This window comes from Bradyrhizobium vignae (assembly GCF_004114425.1).
Classification (GTDB): Bacteria; Pseudomonadota; Alphaproteobacteria; order Rhizobiales; family Xanthobacteraceae; genus Bradyrhizobium; species Bradyrhizobium vignae.
Genome location: NZ_RDQF01000029.1, coordinates 1 through 16,324, shown reverse-complemented (window position 1 = coordinate 16,324; position 16,324 = coordinate 1). Strand labels below are relative to the sequence as shown.

Sequence of the window (16,324 nt, the reverse complement as noted above, 5' to 3'; positions counted from 1 at the left end):
CCATCGCGTACATCTCCTGCGCGGGCAATCAAAATCAGTTTGATTATTCAACGATTGCAGTGCGCGTTTGGAAAAAATGCCGGAAATCCGCTCTAGCAGTTTCAATAGGTTGGCAGTCGTTTCCAGATGAGACCAGCTCTCGCAGTAGGAACCGTTCCGGGTAAGGGATGCGGGGGAATAGCAGACACGGCGGTTACCCTTCGCTTGCGGGCAATAGCTCGGCGAGCGTCTGCGCCTCCAACTTGAGCGCGCTCAGTGCGGTCTTCTGCGCCTGCGCGTCGAAGCGGGTCCGGATGGCTGAAACCGACAGCGCACCGCGCAATTTGCCCTGGCCGTCAATGAGTGGCACCGCGGCGGCCGCGACCTCCGGATCGCGCTCGCCGAGCGAGACGTAATAGCCCTGCGCCAGCACCTTCTTCCGGCTCGCCGCTGTGCCATCGCCGTAGGCCGTGAGCACATGCCCGGCTGCGCCACGATCGAGCGGCAGTCGTTGCCCCTCGTCGAGATGATGCCTGACGGCGCGCGGCGAGTTTACGCGGTAAAGGCAGATGCGCTCGTTGCCGTCACGAATATAGAACGACGCCGTTTCTCCAGTGGCCTCGACCAGCCGGCGCAACGTCGGCCGAACGAGATCACCGAGATCCAGGCTCTGGCGATATAGCGAGCCGAGGCGCCAGAGCTCCGGCCCCGGCCGGTACAGTCGATCATCGCCGCGCGTCAGGAAGCCGCCCTCTTCCAGAGTCGCTGCGAGCCGCAGCACCGTGCTCTTGTAGAGATCGGTCGCAGTCGCGAGCTCGGTCAGAGTCATTTCCCGACGCTCAGGCCCGAACGTCTTGAGAATGGCGAGCGCGCGCGCCACGGCATCCACACCAGTCTTGGTCATCTGCCATCCTGTTCTACTGTACAGAACCAGTATTCACAAATTGCGGCCAAGCGCAACAAACGGCGAATTGGATCGGTTCTCTACGACAGAACAGTCTTGACTCCTCGCCCTCGACATGATTTGAAAGTTTCACATAACAGAATTAGTTCTACGGAGTGAAACAATGGAAGGGCATGCAACAGCCGTTGATTTGCGTGACGTGATGATCCGCTTCGGCGAGTTCACCGCAGTCAAAAGCATGGACCTAACGGTCGGCGAGACCGAGTTCGTCGCGGTGGTCGGGCCGACCGGTTGCGGCAAGTCCACCATTCTCAACACCGTCACCGGGCTGCTGAAGCCTGCCGCCGGCGACGTTCGTATCTTCGGCAAGCCGCTCGCCGGGCTGAACGATCAATCCGGCTACATGCTGCAACAGGAAGGATTGCTGCCCTGGAAGACTGCGCAGGACAATGTCGGCCTCGGGCTCGTGTTTCAGGGCAGGTCGGTCGAGGAGGCGCGCGAGCGCGCGCGGCCGTGGCTTGCCAAGGTTGGGCTAAGGGGATTCGAGGAACGCTATCCGCATCAGCTCTCCGGTGGTCAGCGCAAGCGCGTTGCGATGGCTCAGACGCTGATCATGGAGCCGCGGATCGTACTGATGGACGAACCGTTCTCGGCGCTCGACGTCCATACAAGACGGCTGATGCACCGCATCCTGCTCGATCTCTGGCAGGCCGACCGCCGCTCGCTGATCTTCATCACCCACGATCTCGACGAGGCGATCACGCTCGCCGATCGAGTCGTTGTGATGTCGGCGGGGCCTGCGAGCCGCATGGTCGGCGACGTCAGGATCACCCTGCCCCGGCCGCGCGACGTCTCCGCGCTGCAGACCACCGACGAATTCGTCGCCCTCTACCGCGAGATATGGTCGCTGCTCGGCGCCGAAGTGGAGAAGAGCTATGCAACGCAAAAGTAAGATCGTTCTCACCCAGGTCGCGATCGTGCTCGCGTTGCTGCTCGCCTGGGAGCTCGGCGTGCGGGCTGGCCTGATCGATTCATTCTTCTTCCCGGCACCCTCGGCCCTGATCGCACGAATCAAGGAGTGGATCTCGACGCCGGATTTCTGGACTGATGTCGGCATCACGTTGCTGGAGACCGTGCTGTCCTTTGCGGTCGGCATCGGGATCGGGACCGCGCTCGGCATCTGGCTCGGCCTTAGCCCGTTTGCCGCCGACGTCGTGCAACCCTTCATCAAGATGTTCAATGCGATCCCGCGCATCCTGCTCGGGCCCATCTTCGTGATCTGGTTCGGCCTCGGCTTGACCTCGAAGGTCGCGCTCGGCGTCACGCTGGTGCTGTTCGTCGCCTTCTTCAACACCTTCCAGGGGGTGCGCGAAGTCAACCCGATCGTACTTGCCAACGCCCGCCTGCTGCGGGCGTCGAAGTCCGCGCTGCTCCGTCACGTCTATTTGCCGTCGGCCACGACCTGGATCCTGTCCAGCCTCCGCGTTTCGGTCGGCATGGCCGTAATGGGCGCGGTGGTCGCCGAATATCTCGGTTCATCCGCGGGCCTAGGGCACCTGATTGCACAGGCCGAAGGCGTGCTCGACGCCACCGGCGTGTTCGCAGGGATCGTCGTGCTCTCGGTCTTCGTCGTGGCGCTCGACGCCATGGTCGACCGGGTCGAACGCCGCCTGCTGGTCTGGCGCCCGTCCCCCGCTCACGAATCCTGATTTGCACAACAGCTTCCCTGGAGAAATCACCATGCGCGTCCTGACACGACTGATGTTCGGAATCGCCTTCGCCGGTCTCGCGATCGCATCCGCTCATGCTGCGGAGCCCGAGAAGACCAAGCTGAAGATCGCGGTCGGCTCCCAGATCCTCAACTACATGCCGCTGGAGCTCGGCGTGAAGCTCGGCAACTTCAGGCAGGAGGGGGTCGACGTCACCGTCGAGAACTTTCAGGCCGGCGGCTCGAAGGCGCTGCAGGCACTGATCGGCGGCTCGGTCGATGGCACCGTCGGCTTCTACGACCATACCATCCAGATGCAGGCGCAGGGCAAGGAGATCTCCTGCGTGTTCCTGCTCAACGACACTCCGGGCGTGTTGATCGGGGTACGCAGCGACCTCGCCGACAAGGTCAAGACAGGCGCCGACCTGAAGGGGCTGAAACTCGGCATCACGGCACCGGGCTCATCGACCGACACCATGGCGCGCTACTACATCAAGAAAGCCGGGCTCGGCCCGCGCGACGTCAACATCATCGCGGTCGGCAGCGGCGCGCCGGGTATGGTTGCGCTCGAGGCGAAGAACATCGACGCGCTGGTCTACTTCGACCCCATCGCCACGATGCTCGCGCGCAAGAAGGCCGCCGTGCCGCTGTTCGACGCCCGCACCCACGAGGGTTCGAAGCAGGCGTTCGGTGGTACCTATCCGACCGCCTGCCTTTACCTGCAGCAATCCTTCATCGACAAAAATCCGGAGACAGTGCAACGGCTCGTCAACGCCTTGCTGAAAACCCATCGTTGGATCAATTCGGTGCCGACTGAACAATTGGTCGAGGCGATCCCCGCCGGGTACAAGACCGACAATACCGAGATCAGCATGGAGATCCTCAAGGCGTCGAAGGATCTGTTCTCGCGGACCGGTCTGATGGACCCGGAGTCCGCGAAAGTGCCGCTCGCTGTCCTAAGCGACTACGATCCGAAGATCGCTGCCGCGAAGATCGACCTCACCAAGACCTTCACAAACAAGTTCGTCGAGCGGGCGTCACGGCAATTGAAGTGACGCCGCGCCGCGGCTCGCCCTATCTTCCGGAGTTGATCAAATGTCCCTGCCGCTTTCCGGCGTTCGTGTCCTCGACCTTTCAAACGTGCTGGCCGGCCCGTTCTGCGGTTATCACCTCGCCCGGCTCGGCGCCGAGGTGATCAAGATCGAGAATCCCAAGGGCGGCGATCTTGCGCGCCGGCTCGGCGCCGACCCCAGAATGTCGGAGCGCCTCCAGGGGCTGTCGTTCGTCGCCGTCAATGCCGGCAAGCAGTCGGTGGCAATCGATCTGAAATCGAAGGATGGCAAGGAGGTTTTCCTGCGCCTCGTCGCCACTGCCGATGTCGTGCTGGAGAATTTCCGGCCCAAGGTGATGGAGCGGCTCGGGCTCGGATTCGAGACGCTCGCAAAGCACAATTCGCGCCTGATCTATTGCGCGATTTCCGGCTTTGGGCAGACCGGCCCCTGGGCCGGACGTCCCGCTTATGACCAGATCGTGCAGGGCCTGTCGGGCGCGATGAGCGTGACGGGCGATGCGCGCTCCGCGCCGCTGCGCACCGGCTTTCCGATCTCCGACACCATCGCGGGCCTGACCGCGGCTTTCGCCATCGCCGCGGCGCTGGTCGAGCAGCGCCAGACCGGCCGCGGCCGGTTCATCGATGTCTCGCTGCTGGAAGCCACGATCGCGGCGATGGGATGGGTGGTCTCGAACCATCTCAATGCTGGCATCGATCCGCTGCCGATGGGAAACGAGAACTTTACCGCCGCGCCATCGGGCACGTTCACGACCGCGACGGGGCCGCTCAACATCGCCGCCAACGAGCAGAAGCAATATGAGACCCTCTGCAACCTGATCGGGCGGCCGGAACTGAAATCCGATCCTCGCTTTGCCGACCGTCAGGCACGCAAGACCAACCGGAGCGCGCTCAGCGAAGAGTTGAACCGCGCGCTTGCGGCACGGCCCGCCGAGGAGTGGGAGGCAGAGTTCAATGCGGCCGGCGTGCCGGCCGGATGCGTGCTCAAGGTCGCCGACGTCCTCGCCGAAGCGCAGGTTGTTGGACGCCGTTTCATCGAGACGCTGCCGGCCGCACGCGGCGATGGCGAGGCGTTGCGCGTGACGCGGCCGGGCTTTCGCCTGGAAGACGAGTTTCCCTCGCCGCCTGCGCCGCCCGCGCTCGGCGCCGATACCGTGCTCTGGATGGCACGCCTCGGCTATTCGCAGGAGGACACCGAGCGCCTCGTGTTGAACGGGGCCATCGGCCTCCCGTCGACGGCGGACACCGTCCCGAAAAGAAGCGCCTAACGTGTCCCGCACCCCCTCGCCGACCAGGCCGACAGGACAGTGAAATAAAGGATCGACGATGACCGACGCATCGACACTGGAACAGGCCGCCGCGCATTGGTGGCGGACCTCGATCTGCGACATTGCCCCCGGGCGCATCGCTTTTCGAGGCTATCCAATCGAGGAATTGATCGGCCGCATCTCGTTTCCGGCGATGATCTGGCTGATGTTGCGCGGCGAGCTGCCGACGCCGCAGCAGGAAAAGCTGCTGCAGGCCGCGCTCGTCGCATCTGTCGACCATGGACCGCATGCGCCCTCGATCGCGATCGCGCAGATGGCGGTGAGCTGCGGGTTGCCGCTGAACGGCGCGATGGCATCAGCGATCAACACCCTCGATGACGTGCATGGCGGCGCCGGTGAGCAGGCCATCGAACTCTATGACGACGTGCTTCGCCGCAGCCGCGGACAGGATATCGACGCAGCCGCGGCAGCCGCCATCGATGACTTCATCGCGACGCGCAGCAAATACCTGCCCGGCTTCGGCCATCGCTTTCATCCAGTCGATCCGCGCGCGGCGCCGCTTCTGGCACTGGTGGATGCAGCGGTCGCAGCCGGCAGCGTCGACGGGCAGTATGCCAAGACGGCGCGTGCCATCGAAGGCGTGCTGCAGCAACGCAAGGGCAGGCTCATTCCGATGAACATCGATGGCGCCACCGCGGTGATCTATGGCGAGCTCGGATTCGCCGCGCCGCTGGCCCGGGGCATCTTCTGCCTGTCGCGCGCCGTCGGTATTCTGTCCCATGCCTGGGAGCAGACCGGCCGCAAGGACCGCAACAAGGGTCCGATGCCCAAGCTATTCGGCTACGAATATGAGGGCCAGCAGCGCCGCCATCTGGATGTCGCGCCATGATGTATCTGGAGCAGCCACCGAAGCTCGTCCCGACGCGGCTATTCTCGGCCATGCCGGATGAATTCCGTCGCCACGGCGTGCGCTCCGCCTGGGCGGATGCCAACAAGGGCGGCGCACCCGTCGACTGCTTCATCGAGGGGCCGGCGTTCGATGGCCGCGGCAATCTCTACGTCGTCGACATCCCGTTCGGACGCATCTTCCGGATTTCGCCCGAGGGAACCTGGTCCCTCTTCCTTGAGTATGACGGCTGGCCCAACGGGCTGAAGATTGCCCCTGATGGCCGCATGCTGGTCGCCGATTACATGAACGGCTTGATGGAGGTCGATGCGCAAGCGGGCGCGATCCGACCGCTGCTGCGGCATCGCAATTCGGAATCGTTCAGGGGATGCAACGATCTTCACATCGCTTCCAATGGCGACGTCTACTTCACCGATCAGGGGCAGACAGGGTTGCATGATCCGACGGGCCGCGTCTATCGCCTGCGTCCGGATGGTCGGCTGGACTGCCTGATCGCAAATGGACCAAGCCCCAACGGTCTCGTGCTCGATCGCGAAGAAGCGGTTCTTTTCGTCGCGATGACACGCGACAATAGCATCTGGCGCGTTCCACTGACGAATGATGGAGGAGTCGCAAAAGTCGGGCGGTTCAGCTCTTTCTTTGGAACTAGCGGCCCTGACGGGTTGACGATGGACTCCAATGGTCGTCTCTTCGTAGCCCACGCCTCGCTCGGTCATGTCTTTGTCATGCAGGGCAATGGCGAATGCATTGGCCGCATCAAATCCTGCGCGGGTCCGAGCTGTACCAACGTCGGACTGAATGCCGCTGGCGATACATTGGCAATAACCGAATCGTCGACGGGTTCAATACTTCTCGCCGAGATTGCCCATGTTTGATTCTTCTCGGCAGCTTCAGCTTTTTTCTCGTTGCAAGGGCCGGACCGGTGGACCTACCCGAGCGCGCTGTTGGTGAAGCGAAGCGATTGCCGAACGGAAAAGCTCATCATTCGAGTACTTGTCCGTTTTGCTCGCTGCAACATCCTATTCTACGATGGGGACGTAGCGAAACTGCACCGAAAAGTCTGCACGGCATATGCTGAGATGAAAGCCATGGAGATCGGGACCACCCGCAGCGCCATAACCATCTCCGTTTCCAAACGCACCCCAAAGATTGGGCTGGAACGGAGCTACCTACATAACGAACTCAGCAGCTTGAGTGCTGGCTGGGGCGGGAGGGTACTCAGCCAGCCAACGCTCCACCGCAAACCACTGAAAGATCAGACAAATTCGGGCGACATCGAGCTGTGTGTAGCATCCACGTGCGACATCATCAAGAGCGCCAAATGATCCGCGCCATGAACTGCGCGGCCACGATGAAGATCCCGTCAACGACACCGCAATCGGCAACACGACGTGGCGTCGGATAGCTGCGCTTGTTGGCGCTCACAATGATCAGGAAGACGCCGTCAGGCCGATAGCGCTGACGATTGGCGCGGCAGTAGGCTCCGGCTTGCGCCCTCGGCGATGGCCTTGACGTCCGCGGAAATGGGGGCAGGAAGCGCGGGGCCCTCAACCCGAAGGACCCCCTCAGGGAGCGGGACTAGCATGCAAGCGAACGTACACCACGACGTTGGCTGAAGGGCGTCTGGTCAAGCGACTTGCCAGGCGCGCTACGGCTCGAAGACGGTGCCGCGGAAGGCAGCGGCCTGCGCCGGGGTCAGATGGCCGCGCAGTTCGGCGCGGATCAGCTCAATCACCGCATCCGCCAACTGGCCCTGGCTGGCCAGATGCCACATCGCCCGCCCCACTTCGCCATCGCGAATGCCCTGCTCCCGCACCGAAGCGTCGCGCAGGCGGCGCTTGCCAACGGCGAGCTGACGGCGAGTAGCCGCAAGGCGTTCTTCCGCGATCTCGACCCGGCTGCGCGGCCGCTCGGGCGGGTTGGGATCTGTGTTTACCGCGGCATAGCTGAGCGGGCGGGGGGGGAAGGCAGACATGAAGGGCTCCTTGATGGGCTACCGGAGCAGCTCATTATCCAGCTGGACCGGTAAATCGGAAGCCCCCGCGTGAGGGATCATTTTGAAGACAGTGCCGGCGCCATTTCCCGAACGCCTCGACGGGATGGCAGGGCCCGATCTCAGGCTGTGGCGACCATGCCGGCGATCCTTTGGCAGCGGAACAGGCCCTGCCCGCTGCCACGCCAGGCGGGCCTCTACGCAAGGACAAAGGGTTGGCCCCTTGGGAGCAGGCTAGAGCCGATGTCCGACGGTCAGAGGCGCCTCCCCTGCCACTTAAATTGCTGCGTGGTCGGTCCGCTTGGAGCTTGCTGCCGGTTGGCCTAGTTTGCCCGGCACCCAGAAACCGGCTTCATCTATACATCGGGTTGGCACATGATCGGTAGCCTCGGCTTCGATATGAGTTTGGTTCAACGCTCGCGAGGCGGGGATGCGCTGTGGCATTCCGCCTACGTGTTCGGCGGTACGGCGCGCCTCGCCGACGGCTCGGTCGTGGACTTTTCAAAACGAAATGACGTTATCGCCAGCTTCATCGTGAAGCCGGAAGGCATGCCGGCCTGGGCTGCAGAGTATGCGCAACTGTGGAAGCGTGCGGTCGCGGCGGAGAAGCGGGCCGATGCGCAGGAAGCCCGGCTCTTCGAGCTGACGATCCCTCGCGCTCTTCCAAGGAAGCATTGGGTGACGCTTGGTCGACACGTTGCCCGCACTCTTGCCGATCACGGCATGGTGGTACAAGTTGGCATTCACTGTCCGCTTGCATCCGACGGCGACATCAATCCGCACATCCACTTCATGGCCACCATGCGCGAGATCGTGGACGGCGAGTTTGCGCGCAAGAAGGCGCGCCACTGGAACAAGATTTTCCACGGCAATGCCAAAGCTTTCCGCCACAAAATGGCGGAGATCCTGAACGAGTTTTGTCGGATCGCAGGCGTGGACTACCGTGTCGATCCCCGCTCCAATGCCGAGCGCGGTCTGCCCCCGGCCGAAATCCGGCTGCCGCACTGGCATATCCTCCACTACAAGCGCACAGGGCAAAAGACCCGCGCGATGGAGCAGCGCGATGAGGAACGCGCTGCCCGCGCGAATGTCGCTCGCCTGGAAGCAGAGTGCCGCCAATTGGAGCGCGAACTCGAGGCAGCCCGGACGGATGCCTCTGCCGAGGAAATCGCCTCGGCCGCTCGGCCTCAGGTGGCCCGCGCCCTCCCCCAACCGCGCGCAATCCGCCCAGATCAGAATGCGGCATTCAACCGGGAGCCGCTCAGGCTGGTCGAATTTCCAATGGATCGACCCAAAATCCAGTTTGCGCCTGCCCCCATCGGTCTCCAGGAGGAGGTCCATAGCCGTCTGGCGCGCAATTCCAAACGACTTCGCGCATGCGCGTTGCTGCGCGTGTTCGTTGCAGCCGACAATCCGAACCAGGCGCGAAATGTCGATCGTGCGATCCAGTATTGTCATAGTGCCGTGACCAAGGCGCTTGTGCGACAATTTGCGAACGCTCCATCGCGCCATCAGGCGGCGGAAGAACTCCAGGCGCTCGACTTGCTGGAGGCACTGACCGAACTCGATGCCGTCGCATGGTCGGATCTCGAGCTCTCACGGTTCGAAAACGACCTCGACGCACTGATCATTCCGTATGGGCTTCTGTGGCAAGCCAAGGCGTCCAAACACTTGCGCGGTCTTGATCGCGGTGCCCACCAAAATCCGACAATCTAATACTAAGAAGATGAATTCAGACCACACATAGTGGCGATCTGCCGTCGGCGCAGATCGCGATCATGTCAGGGAAAAAGATTTGAAATAGCCGTGGGCGAACATCATCGGCTACTCGCCGGCTCCGCGAACCTTCACGTTGTTACGTTCCAGCACTCCCGGCATGGAATTTCCCTTCTGTGGAGGATTCGGTGGATGCAGCATAGCGCGCCGCGAGCTTGGTATGCTGTCCCGCCCCTGGACGCCCTGACGACGAATATTGGTGCCCATCAGCTGCAGGATCGGCGTCACGGCGGCAACATCGGCCTCCTCGCCGCCGATCATGATCGAGAGTTTGGCATCTCTCGCACCGATATCGCCACCGGAGACCGGCGCATCGATCGCGCCCGCGCCTCGCGCGCGCGCCGCGGCAGCGATGCGCTTGGCCAGCGAGGGACTCGAGGTGGTCATGTCGATCAGGATCGCACCGGGCCGCGCCTGCGCGATGATGCCGCGCGAGCTCAAATAGATCTCTTCCACGTCCTTCGGCAGGCCGACCATTGTGATCACCACGTCGGCTTTGGCCGCCGCTGAACCCGGATCGTCGTGCCAAGTCGCGCCACGCGCCAACAGACCTTCTGCCTTGGCTCGGGTGCGATTGTAGACATGCAGCGGATGGCCGGCGGCCAGGATGTGGCCCGCCATATGCGCGCCCATCAGGCCAAGGCCTATGAAGGCGACAGGGGCGCGGGGGTCGGTCATGTTTGCTCCTTGTTGGTCCTGCCGCGCAACAGCTCGCGCAGATACATTGGGCTTAGGGGCTGTCGATCGACGATGACGCCGAACGGCGCCAACGCGTCATTCACGGCGCTTGGCAGCACACCGAGCGCGCCCATCACGCCCCCTTCGGCCATCCCTTGCTGCCGGTCGCAGTGCGCCGGCTCGGGGTATGTTGCGAGATCACCTCGATCGGGGGAATTTCGACCGCCGTGGCCAAGAGATAGTCGGCAAAACTGCCGGTGCGATTCTGGCCGTCTCGTCGTAGATGACCTCTTCCAACAGCGCGCCGCTAATGCCCATCGCGATGGCGCCCTGCTGTTGACCGCGCACGATCGCAGGGTTGTAGACGGTGCCACAATCCTCAACGACCAGATAGCGATCGATCGCGACATGGCCGGTCTCCATGTCGACCCGCACCTCGCACGCGTGCGTTGAGTTGGAGAAGGTCATCGGCGGCGGATCATAGGCGCGATGCGCTTCGAGTCCCGGCTCCGTGCCCGGCGGCAGGCGCAGCGGATCGAGATATGCGAGGTGGGCAATATCGGCGAGCGAAAGCCCGGCATCCGTCCACACGCCACCGAGCCGACGCTCAACGCATCCTGCGCGCAGGCGCAGCTCGCTCGCGCTGTTGAGACGCAGATTGACGAAAGCAAGAAAGAAGCGTTGGCGGAATATGTAAATCCATCGCAGGAACATAATCGACCTAGTGGAGGCCGCACGCAAATTCCAAGGTGACGGACGACACGCTCCCGAAGATGCAATTCACAATCTTGTATTCAAGCGCTTCAACGACAACGTCTCGTTGAACTACTTCGAGCATAATCTTTGGCTCGTCGATGACGCCCTGGCGTTTATGCCTTACATCTCCAGCGATAGAATTCTGCATGGCGGGCGGCGACGTAGCGGTGACAAAGTCACCGATCTTCTCTTCTTCGATGATAGTATGGTGCTCGGCGACGAGAATGCGACGACTTTGACGTGGTCGAGTTCAAAAGACCGAGCAGAAACGATTATGTCTTCGGGTCGGAAAAGAGCGACCCCGCACTGCAAGTGATCAATACAGTAGCCAAGGCGACCGCTACCGGCGTAGCAAGAACAGGCGGGACACATTTTTCGTTCGCCGGCGTAGTACGTAGGCTGGCGTATGTAGTTGCTGATTTGCGCCTAGCTTAATTGGCGTTCTCCAGCAGCACGATTTTATAAATGATTGGAACCCTAAAGTGTTCGTTCGCTGCCACGCCAATCAACGCGTGTTCATTCAGGCATTCGGATACGAAACCCTGCTTGAAAATGCAAAGAAGCGAAACCAAGCCTTCTTTTCGGTGCTCTTTGGACAATGATGTTTTGCCCGCCGGAGCGAGCGCCTCGGACAAGAGAGAAAGGTTGAGACGTGTCGCTCAAGCATGACCTGCTCCGTATCGGCTATCTCCCTGAAAACCTATCTGGCGCAAGTGAAGGCCACCAGCGTGCGTAGCATCGATACTGTGCCGCCTTCGGTCTTGGGAGCAGCGTGGGGCCGCAGAGGGATAGAATGGCCGCCGCGATCTACTTTCCGCTTTTTCTGGTGCTTGTTAGGGGGAAGCAGTATTCGGTATTCTACCTCTCAGCAGACTTGCAAACCCCCAACCATGTTCAAACCGCGCAAACCACTTTCTCTGACTGCGAGAACGTGCGGGTTGGCGAGGGTTCGTCTATGATTTAACGAGCGTTCAACAGGGCTTCGTGAGACTTAAGTAGGTTCAGGCGGCCTAAGTCAGCAAACGTTCTTGCCGCAGTAGCCAGAGACAACGAGTAGCCGACGCGCACTAAAAACGTCCGGTCTCTATTGGGTGCTATCAGTTTCCACCGCGCGCCAACTTCGCGACAGCTCGACGGAGGTTGACCTCGATGCACCGAGCGCAGATCAGCTCGCCGTCCCCGGCCGGTGGCGCAAGAACGGTTAGCTCTTCTGGCGCGAACTCTTCTTCGCAATGGTCGCAGCGGGGGATTTTGTGCACCCGCGCATTTGCTCACGTAGTTGTGGCGGAATTCGGTAGCGCGGTCCGCACTTGCGCTCGTTCCAAATTCGGAACCGAGGTGAAGTAAACTCGCGGCCGTTGCAGATTTACAACCCGCTTCGCCATTCAAGATACTAAGCTCGTCCCGTCCATTGCGACGATCGAAACATATTTCACGCTTACTTAATGGGAACAGCGGGGCCGCAAAGTGTTTGATGTCTATCGCAATGAGAAACGCGACTTTCTCGTTCTAAGCACAGGCTCTGCGATACCCGCAGTTTGCTCTCAAAATAAGTGGCGCAAGAGTAGAAAACGAGTTCTCAAAGTCAGCGACGAAATCAAGGCGGCCGTTCAGAGACAAGGCTATTACGTTCGCAGCTTGCGCGTTACCAAGGCGGATGATCTAGGTCGGCGACTTAGGTCGTCGCCGCGCCATCCAACTGCGCCAGCCCAGCCTCGATCACTATGATATCTTCCTCGATCTGCTGAATGGTTGTTCGCCAATCAAAGCCGGTGCGTGCCTTCAGCTCCATGGCCTGCTTCCGGCGCTGCATACGCAAATCGTTCAGGCTGACGTATCCGCTCACAATAAGCTCGATTGCGCTTGGCATCCCTCGCCCCTAGTCCCAAGACCCACTTCGCAACGGTTAGTCCGCGACACTCTTCACAACGGCATCCCTTCGCAGATTGTGGCCGGCAGCGGTCAAATGGGACGCTATGATGAGACCGAGCCGCCTTAACGTCTGGAGGGCAACAGGGTCGCACAGTTCAATCGAAAGCCCCGCTCCCAACACCGCAATGGTGCGCTGTTCATCGCTATCGAGATCAGCCCAGGAGATGTCCATCACGCGGCTCCGCGCTAAACAAATTGTCTAAAACCCAAATGCGTGCCTGATTGGCCGCAGCATATCCATGGCCGCGTCTGTATACCGACCGTTGGTGAGGCATCGATCCACTTGCGCTGTGCTAATCAGCGCCACAACTGCCACTGTGAAGCCCTTAAACATTGGGCCTCTCCTGAAAGAGACCGCCAACCGGGCGTGTCGAAATATTCAACCGTTCTCAGAATGCGCTGCCGCATATGACGACGACCTATATGCAAATGGTGACAGCTACTCGTAACCAGTTCCTTAACGGGCGCAATGTCTGGATGCGAGCGCCACGGGATGGGGCGAAGGCGTTGTAGCGGCTTTTGCCGATGAAGCGCTCAAGATTGTGATGCACGGGCAGACAAGGAAGATCGGCGGCAGCGTAGGAGGGCTCCGATGACCAACGTACAGACCTTCATCGTGGAGCCCGGCACACCGGAATTGGCGATCTGCGCACGATGGCGCGCAAATGCCTTTCCAGTACTCCAAGCGTCCTTTGAGGATGAACTGAGGTCGTTGGAGCTATTTGCATCCGATCAAGCACACGGTGTGGCGCTGATCGCCAAGGCCGATGGCAAACCGATCGGAACGTGCCTTCTCGTCGAGACCGAGATCGAGCCTAACCATGATGTGTCGCCATGGCTTGCAGGCTTGTTCGTCGTCCCTGAGTATCGGCGAAAAGGAGCAGGCGCCGCATTGGTCGCAGCGATCGAGGATCAAGCGCGACAGCGAGAGTTTTCGCGGCTCTACCTTTACACCACAGATGCCGCCGGGTTCTATGCGAGGCTCGGGTGGTCGGTCCTTGATCGCACTAACTGGAAGGGGTTTGACACAGCTCTGATGGTTCGCGACCTGTAAACGTCGCTAGGAACGCTGTCAGACGGCATCCATGCTTCGCGCTCCTCGTCCGTCAGGATCGATCTCCGGGACCACCCCGGTGCGGGACCTCAGTCGCCGGAGCGAGGGTACCGGGCAGAGCTACTCGCAATCGTGGGCGTGGATAAGGCGTGAGCGGTCCTACGCCCGGCTGTGTGCTGCACCACCCGTAAATTTCCCAAGTGTTGGCTGCTCGGCACACTGGTTAAGTGGTGCGGATCGAGCGCCGCACCATGAAAACACCGAAGCCGAAGCAATGGGCGACCAAGAGGTCCAACGATTAATGCGACTGGCCCGGCAAGGAGTTAGCACATCGAGGATAGCCGGCGAACTTGGCCGCCACGCCGGATCGTTGAGGCGCATGGCGCGAACGTTGGGATTGCTGTTGAAGAAGTAGTCCCCGAGCGATCTTGAGCGCAGGCGGCGGACTACAGCCCAAAGCCTCGGCCGATCTCCCGGAGCGGCATACTGCTTGTCGTGGGTGTGGATAAAACCCGGCGGCTCGCGTAACATCGGCCAGGGTTCAACGTCTCACCGGGATCAGACAAATGAGCCGTTTCCTGCAGTGCTGTGTAGCTGCTACTGGCTGCGTCGCCGGAGCTTTGGTCTTCCATTCGTCCGAAGCGAATGCTGTCTTTTGGCGCGGCATCACCGCGCCAACAAACATCGTGTTGAGGAGCCGTGCAGCCTGTAATTGCACGACAAGACCGACCGCCGCGCTGCGGGCGGCGGCGCTCCTGGCTGGACCGCTGCTCGATTCGAGATCGATGCCGGCTATTTCGGAATGAAGTCCCACGATGTCGCGCACCAGCGCAAGGAAGAGCGCCGAATTGTCTCTTGCGCCATGCAAGGCCGCGCTTGCATACGCGCGTACGCGGGCATGAATCGCCGCCAGCTGCGCCGCAAGCGCCGGATGATGATTGGGAGCGGACATCACCACGTTGATGGCGGCGATCGAGATGACGCCGACGGCGATGGCGGCGCCACGCTCCAGGCTGGCGTCGAACACATTCTGAGGATGGTCGATCTGCTGGATAGCGATGTTCGCAACGGTATAGCCGGTCAGTACCGCCGCATAGGCACGATAGCCATCCAGCAGCTTCGCCGCAAAGACACAAAGACCGAGCCACACCGCCGACGCCACAAGCATCAGATCTCTCGTCTGTGAGAAGATTCCGGTTAGTGCGATCGACGCCGTCACGCCCACGGCAGTCCCGAGCAATCGAAAGGCGGCTTTCTCGAGGGCCTGACCGCGGGTCGGCTCTGCGAGGATTGCCACCGTCACCGCCGCCGTGAACGGCGCGTCCAGTTGCAGCCAAAGACCGACGAACAGCGCCAGCACGATGGCCAGCCAAACGCGGACGGCGAAGCTCCAGGAACTCGCCGGAATCTTCGCGATGGTGAACGGCTGCTGGGCTATTGTGGCGGCCACGTCGAGTTCCTCATCGGATTGCCTCCTTCGACTTGCGCTTGGTCCTCACGCGGCGGCTTCCGTCTTCGGCCTGCTCAGTTTGCAGTGCATTCACGCGCTCATCTTCCGGATTGCGCCGAGCTTTAGGGATTGCACGTGTCGGGTGCGGCTCTGCTCGTCAGGTTGACGATGGTTGCCAGCAGCGCGAAACGCAGGGCGGCAATGGCGAAGACGGCCAGAGTTAAAAGGTCGCTCATGTAAGCTCCTGTACATTTTCAGGTCGCGCCGAACCGCGCGGCAATGTCCTCACCTTGACCAGGATCGAAGCGATCCGGGCGGCTTGGCTATTCGACAACTATGACATTCGGCGAGGCCCGGCTTCGCAGGGATTGCCGCGCCTTTGTCAGCGATTGCTGTTGCCGGCAGCCGACGTTCACAATCCAGGCTGTTGACGATACCGACCGGGCGCCTGTCCCGTCGCCTGCGTGAAGGCGCGCGTGAAATTGGCCTGGCTCGAAAAGCCGAGCGCGAGCGCAATCTCGACCAACGGCCGATCACCCGCCATCAAGAGGGCTTTGGCGCGATCGAGGCGTCTGGCGCTGACATAGCGATGAGGAGATTGCCCGACGGCTTTCTTGAAGGCACGGGCAAAGTGATAGCGGCTGAGGCATGCAATCGATGCCATCTGGTCCAGGCCGAGTTCACTTTCCAGATTGGCTTCGACGTAATCCAGCACCCGGAAAACCCCATAGGCGTTAAGTTTGTTCTTGAGTGTTGGAATCACACGTGATTCCAAGGCGGGATGGCAGACGAATCGCTTCTGAACGAGGACTGGACGAGAGTGGTTACGCAGCTCGGCGGGGCTGCGCAG

General features: G+C 61.3%; 19 protein-coding genes. 10 read left to right on the top strand and 9 right to left on the bottom strand.

Annotation, left to right across the window (positions count from 1 at the left end; all coding sequences use genetic code 11):
• Positions 1–193: 193 nt before the first annotated feature.
• Positions 194–883 carry an IclR family transcriptional regulator gene (locus EAV90_RS23135; RefSeq protein WP_129144774.1) on the bottom strand — a complete coding sequence of 230 codons (690 nt, stop codon included), beginning with the start codon at positions 881–883 and terminating at the stop codon, positions 194–196.
• 163 nt (positions 884–1,046) lie between these two features.
• Between EAV90_RS23135 and EAV90_RS23130 the strand changes: the two genes are divergently transcribed.
• The 6 genes from EAV90_RS23130 to EAV90_RS23105 are packed head-to-tail and all read left to right on the top strand — an operon-like array spanning position 1,047 to position 6,710.
• Positions 1,047–1,835 carry an ABC transporter ATP-binding protein gene (locus EAV90_RS23130; protein WP_122404479.1) on the top strand — a complete coding sequence of 263 codons (789 nt, stop codon included), beginning with the start codon at positions 1,047–1,049 and terminating at the stop codon, positions 1,833–1,835.
• Positions 1,819–2,592, top strand: coding sequence for an ABC transporter permease (locus EAV90_RS23125; protein WP_129144773.1), 774 nt, complete (start codon positions 1,819–1,821; stop codon positions 2,590–2,592). The genes EAV90_RS23130 and EAV90_RS23125 overlap by 17 nt, the downstream gene beginning before the upstream one ends.
• A gap of 31 nt (positions 2,593–2,623) precedes the next feature.
• Positions 2,624–3,646, top strand: a complete 1,023-nt coding sequence (locus EAV90_RS23120; RefSeq protein WP_129144772.1) for an ABC transporter substrate-binding protein — start codon at positions 2,624–2,626, stop codon at positions 3,644–3,646.
• A gap of 40 nt (positions 3,647–3,686) precedes the next feature.
• Entirely contained in the window at positions 3,687–4,928 is a 1,242-nt protein-coding gene (locus EAV90_RS23115) for a CaiB/BaiF CoA transferase family protein (protein ID WP_129144771.1), read from the top strand.
• A gap of 58 nt (positions 4,929–4,986) precedes the next feature.
• Positions 4,987–5,817: a citryl-CoA lyase gene (locus tag EAV90_RS23110; protein WP_122404483.1), complete on the top strand. Its 831-nt coding sequence runs from the start codon at positions 4,987–4,989 to the stop codon at positions 5,815–5,817.
• On the top strand, positions 5,814–6,710 hold the full coding sequence (locus EAV90_RS23105) for an SMP-30/gluconolactonase/LRE family protein (RefSeq protein WP_129144770.1): 897 nt from the start codon (positions 5,814–5,816) through the stop codon (positions 6,708–6,710). The genes EAV90_RS23110 and EAV90_RS23105 overlap by 4 nt, the downstream gene beginning before the upstream one ends.
• Before the next feature lie 773 nt (positions 6,711–7,483).
• Here the strand turns inward: EAV90_RS23105 and EAV90_RS23100 are convergent.
• Positions 7,484–7,810 carry a hypothetical protein gene (locus EAV90_RS23100; RefSeq protein ID WP_129144769.1) on the bottom strand — a complete coding sequence of 109 codons (327 nt, stop codon included), beginning with the start codon at positions 7,808–7,810 and terminating at the stop codon, positions 7,484–7,486.
• Positions 7,811–8,203: 393 nt separating this feature from the next.
• On the opposite strand from EAV90_RS23100, the gene EAV90_RS23095 reads away from it, so the two are divergent.
• The gene (locus tag EAV90_RS23095; RefSeq protein ID WP_129144768.1) at positions 8,204–9,544 is read left to right on the top strand and encodes a MobA/MobL family protein; all 1,341 of its coding nucleotides are present in this window, start codon (positions 8,204–8,206) and stop codon (positions 9,542–9,544) included.
• Between the two features lie 108 nt (positions 9,545–9,652).
• On the opposite strand, the gene EAV90_RS23090 is transcribed toward EAV90_RS23095, so the two are convergent.
• The 3 genes from EAV90_RS23090 to EAV90_RS23085 are packed head-to-tail and all read right to left on the bottom strand — an operon-like array spanning position 9,653 to position 10,996.
• Positions 9,653–10,282, bottom strand: a complete 630-nt coding sequence (locus tag EAV90_RS23090; RefSeq protein ID WP_197711506.1) for an NAD(P)-dependent oxidoreductase — start codon at positions 10,280–10,282, stop codon at positions 9,653–9,655.
• Positions 10,279–10,434, bottom strand: coding sequence for a hypothetical protein (locus EAV90_RS40200; protein ID WP_197711507.1), 156 nt, complete (start codon positions 10,432–10,434; stop codon positions 10,279–10,281). Before EAV90_RS40200 ends, EAV90_RS23090 begins: the two co-directional genes overlap by 4 nt.
• A gap of 46 nt (positions 10,435–10,480) precedes the next feature.
• A complete protein-coding gene (locus tag EAV90_RS23085) occupies positions 10,481–10,996 on the bottom strand; it encodes a molybdopterin cofactor-binding domain-containing protein (protein WP_197711508.1) in 516 nt (171 codons plus the stop codon).
• Positions 10,997–11,006: 10 nt separating this feature from the next.
• On the opposite strand from EAV90_RS23085, the gene EAV90_RS23080 reads away from it, so the two are divergent.
• Positions 11,007–11,354, top strand: a complete 348-nt coding sequence (locus EAV90_RS23080) for a hypothetical protein (protein WP_129144767.1) — start codon at positions 11,007–11,009, stop codon at positions 11,352–11,354.
• A gap of 1,151 nt (positions 11,355–12,505) precedes the next feature.
• Positions 12,506–12,766: a hypothetical protein gene (locus EAV90_RS40730; protein WP_244607700.1), complete on the top strand. Its 261-nt coding sequence runs from the start codon at positions 12,506–12,508 to the stop codon at positions 12,764–12,766.
• Here EAV90_RS40730 and EAV90_RS23070 read toward each other — a convergent pair.
• Both EAV90_RS23070 and EAV90_RS23065 read right to left on the bottom strand, forming a co-directional pair.
• Entirely contained in the window at positions 12,714–12,908 is a 195-nt protein-coding gene (locus EAV90_RS23070) for a hypothetical protein (RefSeq protein ID WP_122404490.1), read from the bottom strand. The two genes, EAV90_RS40730 and EAV90_RS23070, sit on opposite strands and share 53 nt — an antisense overlap.
• A 36-nt stretch (positions 12,909–12,944) precedes the next feature.
• Positions 12,945–13,142 carry a hypothetical protein gene (locus EAV90_RS23065; protein ID WP_122404491.1) on the bottom strand — a complete coding sequence of 66 codons (198 nt, stop codon included), beginning with the start codon at positions 13,140–13,142 and terminating at the stop codon, positions 12,945–12,947.
• A gap of 420 nt (positions 13,143–13,562) precedes the next feature.
• Between EAV90_RS23065 and EAV90_RS23060 the strand changes: the two genes are divergently transcribed.
• On the top strand, positions 13,563–14,024 hold the full coding sequence (locus EAV90_RS23060; protein WP_122404492.1) for a GNAT family N-acetyltransferase: 462 nt from the start codon (positions 13,563–13,565) through the stop codon (positions 14,022–14,024).
• 541 nt (positions 14,025–14,565) lie between these two features.
• Here the strand turns inward: EAV90_RS23060 and EAV90_RS23050 are convergent.
• Complete coding sequence (locus EAV90_RS23050; RefSeq protein ID WP_122404493.1) at positions 14,566–15,474, bottom strand: FUSC family protein; 909 nt, start codon at positions 15,472–15,474, stop codon at positions 14,566–14,568.
• A gap of 412 nt (positions 15,475–15,886) precedes the next feature.
• Positions 15,887–16,324, bottom strand: a 438-nt coding sequence (locus tag EAV90_RS23045; protein WP_164937066.1) for a helix-turn-helix domain-containing protein, incomplete at its 5' end; no start/stop codon positions are given.

Excerpts from the sequence above, each read along its gene's own strand:
- EAV90_RS40200 (WP_197711507.1), bottom strand. The coding sequence starts at position 10,434 with ATGGCCGAAGGGGGCGTGATGGGCGCGCTCGGTGTGCTGCCAAGCGCC.
- EAV90_RS23065 (WP_122404491.1), bottom strand. The coding sequence starts at position 13,142 with ATGGACATCTCCTGGGCTGATCTCGATAGCGATGAACAGCGCACCATT.
- EAV90_RS23115 (WP_129144771.1), top strand. The coding sequence starts at position 3,687 with ATGTCCCTGCCGCTTTCCGGCGTTCGTGTCCTCGACCTTTCAAACGTG.
- EAV90_RS23100 (WP_129144769.1), bottom strand. The coding sequence starts at position 7,810 with ATGTCTGCCTTCCCCCCCCGCCCGCTCAGCTATGCCGCGGTAAACACA.
- EAV90_RS23135 (WP_129144774.1), bottom strand. The coding sequence starts at position 883 with ATGACCAAGACTGGTGTGGATGCCGTGGCGCGCGCGCTCGCCATTCTC.
- EAV90_RS23125 (WP_129144773.1), top strand. The coding sequence starts at position 1,819 with ATGCAACGCAAAAGTAAGATCGTTCTCACCCAGGTCGCGATCGTGCTC.
- EAV90_RS23085 (WP_197711508.1), bottom strand. The coding sequence starts at position 10,996 with ATGTTCCTGCGATGGATTTACATATTCCGCCAACGCTTCTTTCTTGCT.
- EAV90_RS23120 (WP_129144772.1), top strand. The coding sequence starts at position 2,624 with ATGCGCGTCCTGACACGACTGATGTTCGGAATCGCCTTCGCCGGTCTC.
- EAV90_RS23090 (WP_197711506.1), bottom strand. The coding sequence starts at position 10,282 with ATGACCGACCCCCGCGCCCCTGTCGCCTTCATAGGCCTTGGCCTGATG.
- EAV90_RS23110 (WP_122404483.1), top strand. The coding sequence starts at position 4,987 with ATGACCGACGCATCGACACTGGAACAGGCCGCCGCGCATTGGTGGCGG.
- EAV90_RS23070 (WP_122404490.1), bottom strand. The coding sequence starts at position 12,908 with ATGCCAAGCGCAATCGAGCTTATTGTGAGCGGATACGTCAGCCTGAAC.
- EAV90_RS23095 (WP_129144768.1), top strand. The coding sequence starts at position 8,204 with ATGATCGGTAGCCTCGGCTTCGATATGAGTTTGGTTCAACGCTCGCGA.
- EAV90_RS23130 (WP_122404479.1), top strand. The coding sequence starts at position 1,047 with ATGGAAGGGCATGCAACAGCCGTTGATTTGCGTGACGTGATGATCCGC.
- EAV90_RS23060 (WP_122404492.1), top strand. The coding sequence starts at position 13,563 with ATGACCAACGTACAGACCTTCATCGTGGAGCCCGGCACACCGGAATTG.
- EAV90_RS23105 (WP_129144770.1), top strand. The coding sequence starts at position 5,814 with ATGATGTATCTGGAGCAGCCACCGAAGCTCGTCCCGACGCGGCTATTC.